The 17,214-nt window shown below is 70.5% G+C and carries 11 protein-coding genes; 4 read left to right on the forward strand and 7 right to left on the reverse strand.

Annotated features, from left to right (window positions below; genetic code table 11):
• Positions 1 to 173 precede the first annotated feature (173 nt).
• The 5 genes from sucD to ABT115_RS09115 all read right to left on the reverse strand — a co-directional run bounded on the left by sucD (position 174) and on the right by ABT115_RS09115 (position 7,445).
• Complete coding sequence (gene sucD, locus ABT115_RS09095) at positions 174 to 1,058, reverse strand: succinate--CoA ligase subunit alpha (RefSeq protein WP_351785856.1); 885 nt, start codon at positions 1,056 to 1,058, stop codon at positions 174 to 176.
• Between the two features lie 46 nt (positions 1,059 to 1,104).
• The gene (sucC, locus tag ABT115_RS09100) at positions 1,105 to 2,286 is read right to left on the reverse strand and encodes an ADP-forming succinate--CoA ligase subunit beta (RefSeq protein ID WP_351785858.1); all 1,182 of its coding nucleotides are present in this window, start codon (positions 2,284 to 2,286) and stop codon (positions 1,105 to 1,107) included.
• Positions 2,287 to 2,572: 286 nt separating this feature from the next.
• Positions 2,573 to 3,829 carry a VWA domain-containing protein gene (locus ABT115_RS09105; protein ID WP_351785860.1) on the reverse strand — a complete coding sequence of 419 codons (1,257 nt, stop codon included), beginning with the start codon at positions 3,827 to 3,829 and terminating at the stop codon, positions 2,573 to 2,575.
• Positions 3,826 to 6,336, reverse strand: a complete 2,511-nt coding sequence (locus ABT115_RS09110) for a DUF5682 family protein (protein WP_351785862.1) — start codon at positions 6,334 to 6,336, stop codon at positions 3,826 to 3,828. The genes ABT115_RS09105 and ABT115_RS09110 overlap by 4 nt, the downstream gene beginning before the upstream one ends.
• Complete coding sequence (locus tag ABT115_RS09115) at positions 6,333 to 7,445, reverse strand: ATP-binding protein (RefSeq protein WP_351785864.1); 1,113 nt, start codon at positions 7,443 to 7,445, stop codon at positions 6,333 to 6,335. Before ABT115_RS09115 ends, ABT115_RS09110 begins: the two co-directional genes overlap by 4 nt.
• A 118-nt stretch (positions 7,446 to 7,563) precedes the next feature.
• Here ABT115_RS09115 and ABT115_RS09120 point away from each other — a divergent pair, with 118 nt between their 5' ends.
• Together ABT115_RS09120 and ABT115_RS09125 are read left to right on the forward strand one after the other, a co-directional pair.
• Positions 7,564 to 9,021 carry an SWIM zinc finger family protein gene (locus ABT115_RS09120; protein ID WP_351785867.1) on the forward strand — a complete coding sequence of 486 codons (1,458 nt, stop codon included), beginning with the start codon at positions 7,564 to 7,566 and terminating at the stop codon, positions 9,019 to 9,021.
• Positions 9,022 to 9,042: 21 nt separating this feature from the next.
• On the forward strand, positions 9,043 to 10,635 hold the full coding sequence (locus tag ABT115_RS09125) for a DUF5691 domain-containing protein (RefSeq protein ID WP_351785870.1): 1,593 nt from the start codon (positions 9,043 to 9,045) through the stop codon (positions 10,633 to 10,635).
• 318 nt (positions 10,636 to 10,953) lie between these two features.
• On the opposite strand, the gene icmB is transcribed toward ABT115_RS09125, so the two are convergent.
• The gene (icmB, locus tag ABT115_RS09130) at positions 10,954 to 11,367 is read right to left on the reverse strand and encodes a coenzyme B12-dependent isobutyryl CoA mutase small subunit (protein WP_266415302.1); all 414 of its coding nucleotides are present in this window, start codon (positions 11,365 to 11,367) and stop codon (positions 10,954 to 10,956) included.
• A gap of 435 nt (positions 11,368 to 11,802) precedes the next feature.
• On the opposite strand from icmB, the gene ABT115_RS09135 reads away from it, so the two are divergent.
• Together ABT115_RS09135 and ABT115_RS09140 are read left to right on the forward strand one after the other, a co-directional pair.
• The gene (locus ABT115_RS09135) at positions 11,803 to 12,693 is read left to right on the forward strand and encodes an esterase/lipase family protein (RefSeq protein ID WP_351785873.1); all 891 of its coding nucleotides are present in this window, start codon (positions 11,803 to 11,805) and stop codon (positions 12,691 to 12,693) included.
• A 295-nt stretch (positions 12,694 to 12,988) separates the two neighbouring features.
• A complete protein-coding gene (locus ABT115_RS09140; RefSeq protein ID WP_351785875.1) occupies positions 12,989 to 14,521 on the forward strand; it encodes a M23 family metallopeptidase in 1,533 nt (510 codons plus the stop codon).
• A 164-nt stretch (positions 14,522 to 14,685) separates the two neighbouring features.
• Here the strand turns inward: ABT115_RS09140 and pcrA are convergent, their stop codons facing one another.
• Positions 14,686 to 17,124, reverse strand: coding sequence for a DNA helicase PcrA (gene pcrA, locus ABT115_RS09145; protein WP_351785878.1), 2,439 nt, complete (start codon positions 17,122 to 17,124; stop codon positions 14,686 to 14,688).
• Between the last annotated feature and the right edge of the window lie 90 nt (positions 17,125 to 17,214).

The following is a 17,214-nucleotide window of genomic DNA, read 5'->3' on the forward strand; positions in this document are numbered from 1 at the left end:
CGACACTCACTTATTCCGTGTAACAGGCGAACAACCGCTGTGTCGCTCAATATGCGTTTATGTGCCGCCGTCGTACCGCCACGGCGCGGGCCCGTACCCCGGCCAGGGGTACGGGCCCGCGCCGTCTGTGCGGTGACGCGATACTGCGGTGCTGCTCTGACGCGGTGAAGCGATCAGGCGCTGAGGATCTCGCGCGCCAGCTTGGCGGTCTCGGTCGGCGTCTTGCCGACCTTGACGCCGGCGGCCTCAAGGGCCTCCTTCTTCGCCTGCGCGGTGCCGGAGGAGCCGGAGACGATGGCGCCTGCGTGGCCCATGGTCTTGCCCTCGGGGGCGGTGAAGCCCGCGACGTAACCGACGACCGGCTTGGTGACGTTCTTCGCGATGAAGTCGGCCGCACGCTCCTCGGCGTCGCCGCCGATCTCACCGATCATGACGATCAGGTCGGTCTCGGGGTCGGCCTCGAACGCCGCGAGGGCGTCGATGTGCGTCGTACCGATGACCGGGTCGCCACCGATGCCGACGGCGGACGAGAAGCCGATGTCACGGAGCTCGTACATCATCTGGTAGGTCAGCGTGCCGGACTTGGACACGAGACCGATGCGGCCGGGCTTGGTGATGTCGCCCGGGATGATGCCGGCGTTGGACTGACCGGGGGTGATCAGGCCGGGGCAGTTCGGGCCGATGATCCGGGTCTTGTTGCCCTTCGAGCCCGCGTACGCCCAGAAGGCGGCGGAGTCGTGGACGGCAATGCCCTCGGTGATCACGACGGCGAGCGGAATCTCGGCGTCGATCGCCTCGATGACGGCGGCCTTGGCGAAGGCCGGCGGCACGAAGAGAACCGACACGTTCGCGCCGGTCTTCTCCATCGCCTCGGCTACGGTCCCGAACACGGGTACCTCGGTGCCGTCGAAGTCGACGGACGTGCCGGCCTTGCGCGGGTTCACGCCGCCGACGATGTTCGTGCCATCGCCCAGCATGAGCTTGGTGTGCTTCATGCCGGTGGCACCGGTCATCCCCTGGACGATGACCTTGCTGTCCTTGGTGAGGAAGATTGCCATGGTGTTGGAGTCCCTTAGTCCCTTGTCGTGTCGGAGACGCGCAACGTCACAGCGCAGCCGCGGCGAGCTCGGCGGCCTTGTCGGCCGCGCCGTCCATGGTGTCCACGCGCTGAACGAGCGGGTGGTTGGCATCGGAAAGGATCTTGCGACCCAGCTCCGCGTTGTTGCCGTCGAGGCGCACGACCAGCGGCTTGGTGACCTCTTCGCCCTTGCTCTTGAGCAGCGCGAGAGCCTGGACAATGCCGTTGGCGACCTCGTCGCACGCGGTGATGCCACCGAAGACGTTGACGAAGACGGACTTGACGTCCGGGTCGCCGAGGATGATCTCCAGGCCGTTCGCCATGACCTCGGCGGAGGCGCCGCCACCGATGTCGAGGAAGTTGGCGGGCTTCACGTTGCCGTGGTTCTCGCCGGCGTACGCGACGACGTCCAGCGTCGACATGACCAGACCGGCACCGTTACCGATGATGCCGACCTCGCCGTCGAGCTTGACGTAGTTGAGGTTCTTGGCCTTGGCGGCAGCCTCGAGCGGGTTGGCTGCGGCCTTGTCCTCGAGCGCCTCGTGCTCGGGCTGACGGAAGTCGGCGTTCTCGTCGAGAGACACCTTGCCGTCCAGCGCCAGGATGTCGCCGGAGGCGACCTTGGCGAGCGGGTTGACCTCGACGAGGAGCGCGTCCTCGGCAACGAAGGTGTCCCACAGCGTCACCATGACCTCGGCGACCTTCTCGGCCACCTCGGCCGGGAACTTCGCCTGGGCGACGATCTCGCGGGCCTTCTCGATCGTGACACCGGTGTTGGAGTCGACCGGGACCTTCGCGAGGGCCTCGGGGGTCTTCTCCGCGACCTCCTCGATGTCCATGCCGCCCTGCACCGAGGCCATGGCCAGGAAGGTGCGGTTGGTGCGGTCGAGGAGGTACGAGACGTAGTACTCCTCAAGGATTTCCGGCGCGGTCTCGGCGATCATCACCTTGTGGACCGTGTGGCCCTTGATGTCCATGCCGAGGATGTCGGTCGCGCGGGCGACCGCCTCGTCGGGGGTGGCGGCCAGCTTGACGCCGCCGGCCTTGCCGCGGCCGCCGACCTTCACCTGCGCCTTGACGACGGACTTGCCGCCCAGCCGCTCGGTCGCCTCGCGGGCTGCCTCAGGCGTGTCGATGACTTCACCGGCCAGCACCGGTACACCGTGCTCGGCGAAGAGGTCCCTCGCCTGGTACTCGAACAGGTCCACGCGCGTCCGTCCCTTAATCAATGGTCTCGCGGTTCGTTTTCTGCGTGGGCGTGCCGCGAGGGGCAACGTGACCGTTCTGTCACCAGGAAGGCGCACACGGTGACCCGGGAACGCGGCATGTCCATCTCGCAGGTTATCCCCGTGCTCCGCAGGACCCTAAATCACAGATCACACCTGAGCGGTGATTACGGTCACAGATCCCCCGACGCCCGGGTCGCAGTGGGCAGAACGGCAGCAGAACGGCATTCGTGCGGTGCAGCGCGGACGAGATCGCGCGCGCCCCTTGTTACCGGCGATTCTCCTTGTCCGGTATGGGAAGCGCCCTCTTCTCGATCGCCGCTGCCATCACCTCCGGGAAGAGATCCGGGGTGCACGCGAACGCCGGTGCGCCCAGGGCGCCGAGGGCCGCCGCATGGTCACGGTCGTAGGCGGGCGCGCCCTCGTCGGACAGCGCGAGCAGCGTCACGAACTGCACGCCGGATGCCTTCATCGCGGCAACCCTCTTCAGCATCTCGTCACGTATGCCGCCCTCGTAGAGGTCGCTGATGAGGACGACGACGGTGTCGGCGGGGCGGGAGATCTTCGACTGGCAGTAGGCGAGCGCCCGGTTGATATCGGTGCCGCCGCCGAGCTGGGTGCCGAAGAGCACGTCCACGGGGTCGTCGAGCTGGTCGGTGAGGTCGACCACTGCTGTGTCGAAGACGACAAGCCTGGTGTGCAGGGTGCGCATGGAGGCGAGCACCGCGCCGAAGACTGAGGCGTAGACGACGGAGGCGGCCATCGACCCCGACTGGTCGATGCACAGGATGACGTCCTTCTTCACGGACTGCGCGGCCCGCCCGAAGCCGATGAGCCGCTCGGGGACGACGGTGCCGTACTCGGGGAGGTAGTTCTTGAGGTTGGCCCGGATGGTTCGGTCCCAGTCGATGTCGCGGTGGCGGGGCCGGTTGATCTTGGCCGAGCGGTCCAGCGCTCCGGTGAGTGTGGCCCGCGTGCGGGTGGCGAGCCGCTTCTCCAGATCGTCGACGACCTTGCGCACGACGGCTCTTGCGGTCTGCTTCGTCGTCTCGGGCATGGCCTTGTTGAGCGAGAGGAGCGTTCCGACGAGATGGACGTCCGCCTCGACGACCTCCAGCATCTCTGGTTCGAGGAGCAGAGCGGAGAGGCCGAGTCGGTCGATCGCGTCACGCTGCATGACCTGGACGACGGAACTGGGGAAGTACGTGCGGATGTCGCCGAGCCAGCGGGCCACGGAGGGAGCGGAGGCCCCAAGCCCCGCCGAGCGATTGCTCCCGCCACGTCCCCCGGGTCTGCCTGCGCCGCCGTACAGCGCGGTCAGTGCTCCGTCCATCTCGGCGTCGCGTCCGGTCAGGGTGCAGCCGGTGCTCTCGGCGCTGTCCCCGCCCAGGACCAGCCGCCACCGACGCAGCCGCTCGTCGTTCGCCGGGCCGGACTGCCGGCCGGGTCGTGCCGAGCGGTCCGCCGGGCCGGGCGGCGAGCCGGGGGCCGAGTGTGGTGCGGTTTTGGCCGTGTCCGTGGTCATCCCGTTGCCCCCAGCGGTTCCTTGATGTTCTCGGCTCTCTCGTCCGGGTCTCTGTTGTCCGGGCCTCTGTTGTCCGGGCCTCTGTTGTCCGGGCCTCTGTTGTCCGGGTCGACGCCGCCCGGGTCCGGATCGGTGCCGGTGTCCAGACCGAGCAGTAGACGCAGCACTGGTACCACCGCGTCGGCCCTGGCCCCGTCGAGTCCGGGGCCGAAGCCGGGTGCCGTCGTCTTAGTCCCGGTGGCTGTCGGTCCCCCGGTGGCCGGACCGCGCCGCACGAGTTCGCCCAGTGTGCGCCGTACGCCCGTTTCGTACGCCGAGAAGGTACGGCGCAACAGCGGCAGCACATCGGCGAAGGTGTCGGCGGGAACCCCTGTGAGCCAGGCGTCGACCAGGCCGAGCAGTCGCTCGTCGTGGATGAGGAGCATGCCGCCTCCGGCGGCTTGGCCGACGAACCCCTCGATCCAGGCCGCGGCATCGGCCGGGGGTGTGCCGGGCGAGAGGGCCAGGCCCATCAGCCGTGCAGCATCGTCCTCCGCGAGCCGTCCTGCATCGAGCAGCAGCCGGGCAGCACGGCCTCGGATGACACCCGCGACCGTGTCCCGGGCGGCGAGCTTTTGCAGTACGGCGGTCCAGCGCTCACGCAGCCCGTCCGCTTCGGTGTCCGGCTGAACGGCTCCGGTGAGCAGACCGATCGCGGTGTTTACCCCGTCCACCTGGCGGCGCAGTTCGGCGGCGCCGTCGGCGTCGAGTCCGGTGCAGGCGGGTGGGAGTCCGACGCAGATCCGCTCGGCGAGCCCGGCCGCGACCTCGCCGAGAGCCACGGTGTCCGTTGACCGCACGTCGCCGTAGCGCAGGGTGCGGGCCAGCGCGGGCAGGGCGTCGGCGAGATGGCCGACGTCGGCGTCGAGCGCGGCGCGGTCTGCGAGGGCCCGCATCACCTCGGGCAGTGCGTCGGGCAGTTCCGCCAGGAGGCAGTGCTCGGCGAGCGCGGTGACTTCGGCGAGTGTGGTCGCCGAAGCCGCCTGGGACTCGGCCTTGGCGGTCGCCGCGGAGAGCACGGTGGTGCCCCATGTCCCGGCCTCCGCGACCCGCACGTACAACTCGGGTTCCCAGCGCAGCCGCCAGCTCTCCCGGAAGGTGCCGGTGCTCGCCCGGCCTGCGGCTCTCTCGCCCCAGCCGACGGCGAGGATCCGCAGCCGGTGGAGCAGCCTGCTGCGGGCCGCGTCGGTGTCCTTGCGCAGGTCGAGCTCCAACTCCCGCTCCAGCGCATCCGGTTTGAGCCGGAGTGTGCGCTGCTGTCGGGTGAGGTCTCGCTGCAGGGGTACTGCGGGGGCGGTGTCCGGCACTTCGCCGAGCTTCTCGCCGACGATCAGCCGGTCCTGTACGAGCGCGAGCGGCACATCGGAGCCTTCGCACATCACAGCCCGGATCGCATCGGTCGTCTCGCTCAGCCCGGCCAGCGGGCGGCCGCGCATGGCTGCGAGGGTCTCGGCCAGCCTGACCGCCTCGATGACATGGGCGGACGAGACGAACCGGTCCTCGTCGCGCAGGAGTCCGGCGGCCTTGGTCATCCATCGCTCGATCGGGCGGTCGGCTGCCTCGAAGAGGTGTCCGTACCAGCCGGGCGAGTCGATGCCCGCCCCGTATCCGCTGTGCCGGGCGAGCCGTCGGTGCGACCAGGGCACCCAGGTCAGCTCGGCCTTGACCTTGGGCAGCCCCTTGAGCAGGGACTTGTCGGCGGCGAGTGTGGTTTTCGTGCCGAGCGCGGGCACATGCCAGGCGCCGCAGACGACCGCGATGTCGTCGCCGAACTCCTTTACCGCCTTGCGCAGTTGGATGCGCATATACGCCTCACGCACGGTGTCACGAGAGTGGTCGCCGTCCCCGTGCACCTCGCGCAGGGCCGACATCGCCTCAGCGAGCGCGGCGAACGGTGCCCGCGGGTCGACGGCCTCGCCGCCCTGGGGGCGGTGTTCGACGACGTCCTCCCACCAGCGCTCGGGGTCGTCGTAACCCGCCGTCTCGGCCAGTACACCAATGGGGTCAATCGGGGTGTGCACAGACGATCCGCCCGTAGTCGGCTGCCCGGCTCCGTCCCCGTCCGCTCCTCCGTTCCCACCCACTTCCCCGTCTCCGTCCCGGCCCGCTTGCCGTTCTGCTGCCTGCGCCATGGCCAGGGAGTTCGCCGCGGGCAGGTCGATGAAGCGGACCGGGATGTCGTGCGCCAAGGCCCAGCGGATCGCGACCCACTCGGGCGAGAACGCGGCCAGCGGCCAGAACGCCGCCTGCCCCGGGTCGTCAACAGCATGGGCAAGAAGCGCGACCGGCGGCCGCATCTGCTCGTCGGCAGCCAGTGGCAGCAGGGCGTCACCCTCAGGAGGCCCCTCGATGAGCACCGCCCGCGGGCGAGCCGCTTCCAGGGCCACACGGACGGCTCGGGCCGAGCCCGGGCCGTGGTGCCGCACCCCCAGCAGCAGCGGTCCGACGGAGCGCACGTCCCGGGTCATGCGGATACCTCGCGGCAGGCGCGGTAGAAGTCCTTCCACCCGTCCCGCTCCCGGACCACGGTCTCCAGGTACTCCTGCCAGACCACCCGGTCGACCGCGGGATCGCGGACGACCGCGCCCAGGATGCCCGCCGCCACATCACCGGGGCGCAGCACCCCGTCGCCGAAGTGCGCAGCCAGCGCGAGGCCGTTGGTGACGACGGAGATCGCCTCGGCCGTCGACAGTGTCCCCGAGGGAGACTTGAGCTTTGTGCGGCCGTCGGCGGTGACACCGTCGCGCAGCTCGCGGAAGACCGTCACGACGCGCCGGATCTCGGCCATGCCGTCGGGCGCGGCCGGGAGATCCAGCGAACGCCCGATCTGGTCGACGCGCCGGGACACGATGTCGACCTCTGCGTCAGGTGTGGCCGGCAGCGGCAGCACAACGGTGTTGAACCGGCGGCGAAGCGCGCTGGACAGCTCGTTGACGCCGCGGTCGCGGTCGTTGGCGGTGGCGATGACGTTGAATCCGCGGACCGCCTGGACCTCCTGGCCCAGTTCGGCGACGGGGAGCGTCTTCTCCGACAGGATCGTGATCAGCGAGTCCTGCACGTCGGCGGGGATGCGGGTGAGTTCCTCGATCCGCGCGGTCATGCCGTCGGACATGGCGCGCATGAGCGGGCTCGGCACCAGGGCGTCGCGGCTTGGCCCGTGCGCGAGCAGTTGTGCGTAATTCCAGCCGTAGCGGACGGCTTCCTCCGGGGTGCCCGCCGTGCCCTGGACGAGCAGCGTCGAGTCGCCGCTGACGGCGGCCGCGAGATGCTCGGAGACCCAGGTCTTGGCGGTGCCGGGAACGCCGAGGAGCAGCAGGGCCCGGTCGGTGGCGAGTGTGGTCACGGCGACTTCGACGAGGCGGCGCGGGCCGACGTACTTGGGCGTGATCACCGTGCCGTCCGGCAGGGTGCCGCCGAGCAGGTAGGTGGCGACGGCCCACGGGGACAACTGCCAACGGGCAGGCCGCGGGCGGTCGTCGGCCGCGGCAAGTGCCTTCAGTTCATGAGCGAAGGCGTCCTCGGCGTGCGGTCGCAGGGCCTGTACGCCGACGGCTTCGGTGGTTTCGGACACGGTCATGGATCCCCCTCCAGATCGGTCGACCTGATGTGGCTTCCCACCGTGCACCATGCCACTGACAATCGGCCCCGACCGCAGGTCAGGACGATTGTCAGTGGTGCGTTCTACCGTCGTTCCCATGCTGCTATCTCACGGGGGAGAACCCTTGCGCAACGCCGACCCGGCGGCGCGCTGGACGGTGGAGCAGGTCCTGGCCCTGGCTCCTGACGAGTCATCACGCAAGGCGGGGAGCAAGCTCGGTTCGGCCGGTCCGTGGTCGGACGGCGGGTGTGACGGTTCGGGTGCGGTGTGGGGGCTGTGCAAGGGCAGCGGAAGCAAGCCGTATCAAACGGTGGTGGACACCACCGGTCCTGCGTACAAGTGCAGTTGTCCCAGCCGGAAGTTCCCGTGCAAACACGCGTTGGGTCTGTTGCTGGTCTGGGCATCCGGCGAATCGGCCCTGCCCGCAGGCGAGGTGCCGGACTGGGCCGGTGAGTGGCTGACGGGCCGTCGCAGGCGTGCGGCGGGCAAGGCGGAGAAGAGCGGGCCGGCGGCGGGCGGTGCCCCGGCCGCGGGCCCGGCCGACCCGGAGGGCGCCCGGCGGCGCGCCGAGCGCCGGGCCGAGCGGATCACCGGCGGCGCACAGGAACTGGAGCAGCGGCTGACGGATCTGCTGCGCGGCGGTCTGGCAGCAGCCGAACAGTCGGGGTACGGGCTGTGGGAGGAAACGGCGGCCCGCATGGTCGACGCCCAAGCGCCCGGCCTGGCCGCCCGCGTACGGGAGTTGGGCTCCATCCCGGCGTCCGGGCCGGGCTGGCCCGCGCGACTGCTGGAGGAGTGCGCGCTGCTGCATCTGCTGGACAGCGCATGGCTGGGGATCGAACGGCTGCCGGAGCCGCTGGCAGCCACCGTCCGTACCCGCGTGGGACTGGCCGCCCCAGCCGAGGGCCCACCGGTCCGCGACCACTGGCTGGTCCTCGCCCAGTACGACACCCCGGACGGCAAGATCGTCACGCGCCGCATCTGGCTGTACGGGAGGGAATCGGGCCGCACGGCGCTGCTGCTCTCCTACGGGGCGGCCGGGCGCTCCCCCGGGCTGGCACTGCCGGTGGGCGTCACGATCGACGCCGAGATCACGCCCTGTCCGGGCGCCGGCCGGCTACGGGCGGAGCTGGGCGGGCAGTTCGGTGCCCCGTCACCGACCGGCACGCCACCACCGGGTGGTACGGCGGCGGCCGCGATCGGCGCGTACGGAGCGGCCCTGCGGGACGATCCCTGGCTGGACGCCTGGCCGGTGACACTGCGCGAGGTCATACCCGTGCCGTCCGGGGACGGCTGGCAGCTGGTCGACGCGGCGGGCGATACGGCCCTGCCCATCGCCCCGGCGGCGCTGTCCCGGCCCGGACTGTGGAAACTCGTCGCGCTCTCCGGCGGCTCGCCGGTCACGGTCTTCGGCGAATGCGGCCACCGCGGGTTCGACCCCCTCGCGGCCTGGTCCACAGACACGGACGCCGACACCGGAGCCTGCGGAGTCGTTGCCGACGGTGTCGGAATCGGCAGCGTCGACACGACGTCCGAGACCGTGCCGCTCATCTGACGTTGAATCCGAAGGGGACCAATGCCTCGCACCATCACACCCGCGCCGTGGGAAGAGCTCGTCACCTCGGCGCTTCTGGGCACCGCCCGCCGCCCGGCTGAGGGAGGTGGCGGACCGGGCGGACTGCTGGACGCGGCGGCGCTCCACACTGTGCGACGCAGAGCGGGACTGCTGCCCGCCTCCGCGGCCGTCCGGCCCGAGCCGGCGCCCGCCGACCCGCGCCCGCCGTTGCCCCCGGCCGCGCGGCGCAGGCTCGTCCAACTGCTCGCGGACCGGTCGGCACCGGGCGGCTCGGGCGGTCGGCGGGGTACGGCTCCTGATCTCACGGAGCTGATCCCGCAGTGGCTGGCCACCGCCAACCAGCACGGCTACCGGGCACCGGCCGCGCTGCTCCCGCCCCTGCTGGATGCCGCCAGGTCCCGTACCGATCTGCGGCCGCAGGCCCTGGCCTTCGCCGGGCCGCGCGGGCTGTGGCTGGCCGGGCTGAACCCCGAGTGGAGGTTCGCGCTGCGCGGCTCGTGCGGCGGCTCGTTGCTGCCGGACGTCACAAAGCCGGCAGCGGTCGCCCGGCTGTGGGAGGAGGGCCTGTTCGCCGAACGGATCACCCTGCTCGGAGCCGTACGGGCACACGATCCCGCTGAAGCGCTCGCGCTGCTCGCCACCACATGGACCACCGAGCGCGCCGAGGACCGGCTGATGTTCCTCGACTCGCTGCGCACCGGGCTGTCCGGAGTGGACGAGACCTTCCTGGAGCAGGCGCTCTCCGACCGCAGCCGCAATGTCCGCTCCACAGCTGCCGAACTCCTCTCCGCGCTACCGGAGTCGGCGTTCGCCGAAAGGATGGCGGCCCGCGCGACGTCCTGCGTGAGCCCGGACCTCACTGACGACGAGGCCTCTGTCGCCGTGGAGGCCCCGCACGAATGCGACGCGTCGATGGAGCGCGACGGCGTGGTGGCGGTGCCACCGTCCGGACGGGGCGAACGGTCTTGGTGGCTTGGCCAGTTGGTGGAGGCGACCCCGCTCGCCACCTGGACGGTGCGGTTCGGTGGCCGCACCGCGCAGGAGATCGTCGGCCTGCCGGTGGCCGACGGCTGGGCCGAGGAACTGCACGCGGCATGGTGCCGGGCAGCAGTGCGGCAGCGGGATCCAAAGTGGGCCCGCGCGCTGCTCGGCGCCCCCTCTGTCCCCGCGTCGAACGGCCCCGGCACGGCGTCGCTCGCCGAGCGGTCGAAGCTCCTCGCCATACTTCCCGCAGCGGACCGGGCAGAATGGGTGGCCGACTTCATCGCCGCGCACGGGCTGTCGGAAGCCTTCCAGTTGCTGGGGGTCTGCCCGACGCCCTGGGCCGAACCACTCGGCCGCTCGGTCGTCGACGCCCTGGACATCGCCCGGGACGCGGGCAGCTATCCCTGGAGCTTCAGCGGCGTGATGGGCCTCGCCGAGCGCTGCCTGAACCCGGCCGAGGCGGACCGCCTGGAGGTCCTCACCACCACCCCGGACGAACCGGAGGACGCCTCACCGGGCGCCAACGGCTACTGGTCGGAGGCATTCCAACGACTGGTCTCCACACTGCGGCTGCGCTCGGCGATGGACCTGGAGCTGAGACCGGGCTGAGGGCGGATCGGCGGAGTCCGGACCGAGGGGATCGGCCGGAACCGGGCGGCGGGGGCTGGGCGCCCGGGCGGGGCAAGGGCCCTGGTGTCCGACGGGTGCCAGGGATTGGTCCCGCTCACGCCCCCCGGTCACCGGCACCGGGCGCAGCCCGGGGAGTCGGTCCCAGACGGTGGCTCCGGCAAGCGGCTCCAGAGGCGCCAGGGGCTTCCAGCGGCTCCAGGGGCAAGCGGCCCCGCCGACCACGCCCGCGCAGCCGACCCACGGCGCACCACCCCGGGCAGGCGGGCCTGTCGGCCCGCTGCCTTGTGGTGGGAACGGTCAGGCTTCCGCGGGGTGGCGGACGTTCGCGTTGACCCAGTCGACGATCGACGCCGTCGTCGCACCCGGGGTGAAGATCTCCGCGACGCCCTGGTCCTTCAGCGGTGCGATGTCCGCCTCCGGGATGATGCCGCCGCCGAAGACTTTGATGTCCTCCGCCTCGCGCTCCTTCAGCAGCTCGATGACCTTGGCGAAGAGCGTGTTGTGCGCACCGGAGAGAATCGAGAGGCCGATCGCGTCGGCGTCCTCCTGGATCGCGGTGTCCACGATCTGCTCAGGCGTCTGATGGAGCCCGGTGTAGATGACCTCCATACCGGCGTCGCGCAGCGCCCGCGCGATCACCTTGGCACCGCGATCATGGCCGTCCAGGCCCGGCTTGGCCACCACCACACGGATCGGACCGGTCACACCCATCACTGCCTCCACATGCGTCTCCCGTGCCTGAAGGGCCGGGGATGTGAACGAACGTTATCGCCAGCATCCCGCAACCCGCCGTTTCGCGGTGGGCGGGGAGGGGGAAATCACACGTGGGACATGTTCATCGGGCGCCGTTCCCGCTTGACGCGGCACACCTGCCGTGCGGGACCGGTCGCCAGGGGAGCCGCCAAGAGGTCGCCGTACCACCGCGCCGCCAGCCGCGCGGCACGGTGGTACGGGCTGCCGGGCCCGTCGTCATCGGGCCCGTCGGCCGATCGTTCGCCGGTCACCACCGGTGAGCAGCGGCCTGCGAATCGGGGCCGGAACCCGGCCGGATGGCCGGGCGGACCGACCGTACCTCCGCAACGGCACCCCATGAGCGCATACGGGGACCAAAGCCGCCTCCCCGCTTGCCGGAGCAGGAGGTCGGCCATGAAGGTCCCGCCTTTCCTTCCCGTGTTGCCGCGCCGACCGGGTCTCTGCTGCACCCAACTGTCCTCCACGCTGCTCAAGGCCACCGCACTTGAGCTGGTGGTCCTGGCCGGGCATGTGCTCCTCTACCCGACCGGCATCGCCGGGGAGCGGCGGCCCACGCCACGCCCGGCGGAACCGGCCACCACACCCCCCACCGCCCCTGCCGGGGCCTCCGCCCTCCCCACCGAGGGCAGCGAGCGGCCACCCGTCGTGCTCCTGCACGGCTTCATCGACAACCGCTCGGTCTTCGTCGTGCTCCGCCGTTCCCTCGCCCGGCACGGTCGGCGCCATCTGGAGTCGCTCAACTACTCGCCACTGACCTGCGACATCCGTACGGCGGCCGAGCTGCTCGGACGGCACGTCGAGGAGATCTGCGCCCGCACCGGACACCACCAGGTCGACGTCGTCGGGCACAGCCTCGGCGGCCTGATCGCCCGCTATTACGTACAGCGGCTGGGCGGTGACCGGCGGGTCCGCACCCTGGTCACCCTCGGCACACCGCATGGGGGCACAGCCGTCGCCCCGCTGGCGAGCGCTCACCCCATCGTGCGCCAGATGCGTACGGGCTCCGCGCCGATCGAGGAACTGCGCAGGCCGGCGCCCGGCTGCCGTACCCGGTTCGTGAGCTTCTGGAGCGAGCTGGACCGGGTGATCGTCCCCGCCGAGGCCGCCCGCATCGACCATCCGGATCTCGACGCACTGAACGTACGCGTCAGCGGGATCGGTCATCTCGCGCTCCCGGTACACCCGGCCGTCGCCGCCGCGGTCCGGCAGGCGTTGGAGTCCCGCGAACCGGTGATCGAAGCCACCGGAACGGCAGGAGCAGCAGGAGCCGCTTCGGTGGCCTGACCGCACCAAGCCCCACCTCGTCCCCACCGGAGGCCCCACCGGAGGCCCCACCGGAGGCCCCAGCAGAGGCTCCACCGGAGGCCCCTGCAAATAGAACGTGTTTCGAACATAGAGCCAAGGCTGTGTAGACAGTCCGTCGAAAGACGGCCGATTGCCCGTTTCCTGAGCTGCCCGAGCCTGCCGAAGATTGTCGACGTCACGCACCGCCGGGTACAGTCGCGGCCACTGCTCCCCCTGGGATCCCACCGCCGGACCCCAGACCACAGGTCCTGCTGCCGAGGCAAGAGAGAAGTTGGTGGACGACCAGCACCCCCACGCCGGGTACGCCGGGTACGACAGCCAAGCCACCGGCAGTTTCGACACCGACCCGCTCTTCGGCTCCCTGCCCGGTAGCTATGACGGCACGCACGGCAACGGCTACGACACCGGCCAGGCCGGGTGCAGCGGCCAGTTCGACTCCACGCAGTGGGACACGGGCGCGCACACCACCACCTCGTACGACGCCTACGCCCCGTACGCAGCGCAGCCCCAGCAGCAGTACGCCACAGGTCCGGCGTACGACACCACAGCCGCCTGGACACCCACCGCCGACTACGGCACTGCAACGACCACGGCCGCCCCCGCCACGACTGCCTTCGCAGACATTCCGGCACAGGGCGACAGCCCCGATGCCACAGGCCAGTGGGACACCAACGGCTGGTACCGGACCGCCCAGTGGCCGACGACCGACACGGCCGCGTACGACACCGGCGCGTACGACGCCACGGCCTGGAACACCGGCGCCATGCCCGAGCAGGAACAGCAGACCGCGCAAACCACGCAGGTGTTACACGAGGCGCCGGCGACACACGAGGCATACGAAGCGCACGAGGCGCACGAGGCGTATGAGCCCTATGCCGACCAGGGCTCCTTCGACCCGTACGAGCCCCACCACACCGCCGAGTTCAGCCTCCCGAAGACAGAGACGGACTTCGACACCGCCGGGCGCGAAGCCGAAGCCGTCGCCGAAGACACGGCCGACGCCGCGCCCGGCGCCCGCCTCCCTCTCAACCGCCCCGCCACCCGCAGCGGTGGTGGCGGCAGTCGCAGTCGGCGGCGTTCCCCCGCAAAGCGTTCCGCGCTTCTCACCGTCGCCGTTCCCTCCGCCTGCGTGATGAGCGTGGCCGGTATCGCCGCGGCTTCCGTCAGTGGAGTGGGCGGCGAGGACAAGAAGGACGACAACACCACGACGATGGCGGCCGCGGACCCCGGCTCCGTCAAGCCGGTCGCCGCCAACAACAAGCTGGACACCCAGCTCGCCAACCTCAGCGCCGACGCCGAGAACTTCGCCGACCGCGCCAGCCGTACCCAGGAACGCATCGACCTGAGGGAACGGCAGGCCGCCGAGAAGAAGAAGCGCGAGGAAGAGGCCGCCCGCAAGGAAGCGCTGCGCCCCAAGTTCGTCATGCCGGTCAAGCAGCACGGCCTCAGCGCGTACTTCGGCCAGGCGGGCGTCAACTGGATGTCCGTCCACACGGGCATCGACTTCCCCGTCATGGGGGGCACGCCCGTGATGGCCGCGACCGACGGCATCGTGCGCACCCAGCTGAACAGCGCCTACGGGAACATGGCCATCGTCACCATGGCCGACGGGACCGAGACCTGGTACTGCCACCTCAGCGGCACCAGGATCCGCTCGGGCCCGGTCAAGGCCGGTGACGTCATCGCGTACTCGGGCGACACCGGGAACTCGACCGGCCCACACCTGCACTTCGAGGTGCGGCCCGGTGGCGGAGCGGCAGTGGACCCGCTGCCCTGGCTCCGCAGTCACGGCGTCAACCCGACCTGATCCACCCGGCCGCCGACGCCCAGCGCAACAGCCGGGCAAACCGGCGTCCGGCGGCCGGTGCACCAGCCTCGCCCGCCTGCCCGCCTGCCCGCCTGCCCGCCTGCCCGCCTGCCCGCCTGCCCGCCTGCCCGCCTGCCCGCCTGCCCGCCTGCCCGCCTGCCCGCCTACAGCTTCTCGACCGGCGCGTACCGCAGTAGCAACTTCTTCGGCCGTTCGTCCCCGAAGTCGACCGTCGCCTTCGCCTGGTCGCCGACACCCTCGACCGCCGTCACCGTGCCGAGCCCGAACTGGTCGTGCGTGACCCGGTCCCCCACAACCAGCGCGATCGTCGGCTTGTCCGAGGTCCGCCTGGTCGCGAAGCCCGAGGGGCCGGAGCGCGAGCGCGACGAGGACAGCGACGAGGTGATACCCGACGTCGGTCCGGCCGTGGCCACCATCGGCCCGGTCCGCTTCCATTCCATGTGCTGGTCCGGGATCTCCTCCAGGAACCGCGACGGCGGGTTGTACGAGGGCTGCCCCCACGCACTGCGCATCGCCGCCCGGGTCAGATAGAGCCGCTCGCGGGCCCGGGTGATGCCGACGTACGCGAGCCGCCGCTCCTCCTCCAGTTCCTTGACCTGACCGAGCGCCCGCATGTGCGGGAAGACGCCGTCCTCCATGCCGGTCAGGAAGACCACCGGGAATTCGAGGCCCTTCGCGGTGTGCAGCGTCATGAGCGTGATGACACCGGAGCCTTCCTCGTCCTCGTCGGGGATCTGGTCGGAGTCGGCGACGAGCGCGACCTTCTCCAGGAATTCGGCGAGCGTGCCCGCACCTTCCTCTTCCCCCCGCTCCTGCTCGAATTCGAGAGCTACGGCGGCGAGTTCCTGAAGGTTCTCGATGCGGGTCTCGTCCTGCGGATCGGTGGACGCCTGGAGCTCGGCGAGGTAGCCGGTGCGCTCCAGCACTGCCTCCAGGACCACCGCCGGACCCGCGCCGGACTCGACGATCGTGCGCAGCTCCTCCATCAGCGTGTTGAACCGCTTGACTGCGTTGGCCGACCGGGCCGCCATGCCGTACGCCTCGTCGACCCGACGCAGCGCCTGCGGGAAGGTGATCTTCTCGCGCAGGGAGAGTGCCTCGATCATCGCCTCGGCACGGTCGCCGATGCCGCGCTTGGGCACATTGAGGATGCGGCGCAGCGGGACGGTGTCCTCGGGGTTGGCCAGGACCCGGAGGTAGGCCAGGACGTCCCGGACCTCCTTGCGCTCGTAGAAGCGCACGCCACCGACGACCTTGTAGGGCAGTCCGACGCGGATGAAGATCTCTTCGAAGACTCGGGACTGCGCGTTCGTACGGTAGAAGATCGCAACGTCGCCGGCCTTGGCGTCGCCCGTGTCGGTCAGCCGGTCGATCTCGTCGGCGACGAACTGCGCCTCGTCGTGCTCGGTGTCGGCCACATAGCCGGTGATCCGGGCGCCCGTGCCGGCGTTCGTCCAGAGGTTCTTGGGCCGGCGGCTCTCATTGCGCTCGATGACCGCGTTGGCGGCGGACAGGATCGTCTGCGTGGAGCGGTAGTTCTGCTCCAGGAGGATCGTGGTCGCGTTCGGGTAGTCCTCCTCGAACTGGAGGATGTTACGGATGGTCGCACCGCGGAAGGCGTAGATCGACTGGTCCGCGTCACCGACGACGCACAGCTCGGCAGGCGCGTCGCGCTCGCCGGCCGGGCCGACCAGTTCGCGTACGAGGGTGTACTGGGCGTGGTTGGTGTCCTGGTATTCGTCGACCAGAACGTGCCGGAAGCGGCGGCGGTAGTGCTCGGCGACGTCGGGGAACGCCTGGAGCAGATGGACCGTCGTCATGATGATGTCGTCGAAGTCCAGCGCGTTGGCCTCGCGCAGCCGCGCCTGGTACATCGCGTAGGCCTGGGCGAGGGTCTTCTCGAATCCTTCCGTTGCCTGGCCGGCGAAGGTCTCCTCGTCGATCAGCTCGTTCTTCAGGTTGGAGACCTTGGCCGTGAACGCCTTCGGTGGGAAGCGCTTCGGGTCGAGGTCGAGATCGCGGCAGACCAGGGCCATCAGCCGCTTGGAATCGGCGGCGTCGTAGATCGAGAACGACGAGGTGAAGCCGAGCTTCTTCGACTCGCGGCGCAGGATGCGTACACACGCGCTGTGAAAGGTCATGACCCACATGGCGTTGGCGCGCGGTCCGACGAGCTGCTCGACGCGCTCCTTCATCTCGCCCGCGGCCTTGTTGGTGAAGGTGATCGCCAGGATCTGGCCGGGGTGCACCCCGCGTTCGGCGAGGAGGTGGGCGATGCGGTGGGTCAGCACCCGGGTCTTGCCGGAGCCCGCCCCGGCGACGATGAGCAGCGGGGAGCCCGCGTGGATCACGGCGGCGCGCTGCTCGGTGTTCAGCCCGTCGAGGAGCGCCGCGGAGTCGATGACGGGGCGGTGCGCGCCGTCACGGTAGTACGCGTCCCTGGGCGGCGGGGGCCCGTCGAACACGCCCGCGAAGAGGTCCTCCGGCACCGCTTCGGGTGCGGGGTCCTCGGGGGGCGGCGGGGGCTCTTCCTCCGAGTGCTGGAGGCCGGCCAGGAAGCTGTCGTCAAAGAGGCTGCTCATCGCTTGTCGAGTCTAACGACCTCCCCCACGGCAGGGAGGTCGTGAGGGTTGTCCCGTAATCCTTGGCGGGCGCGCGACGACAGCCACTTC

This window comes from Streptomyces sp. NPDC001832 (assembly GCF_040297265.1).
Classification (GTDB): domain Bacteria; phylum Actinomycetota; class Actinomycetes; order Streptomycetales; family Streptomycetaceae; genus Streptomyces.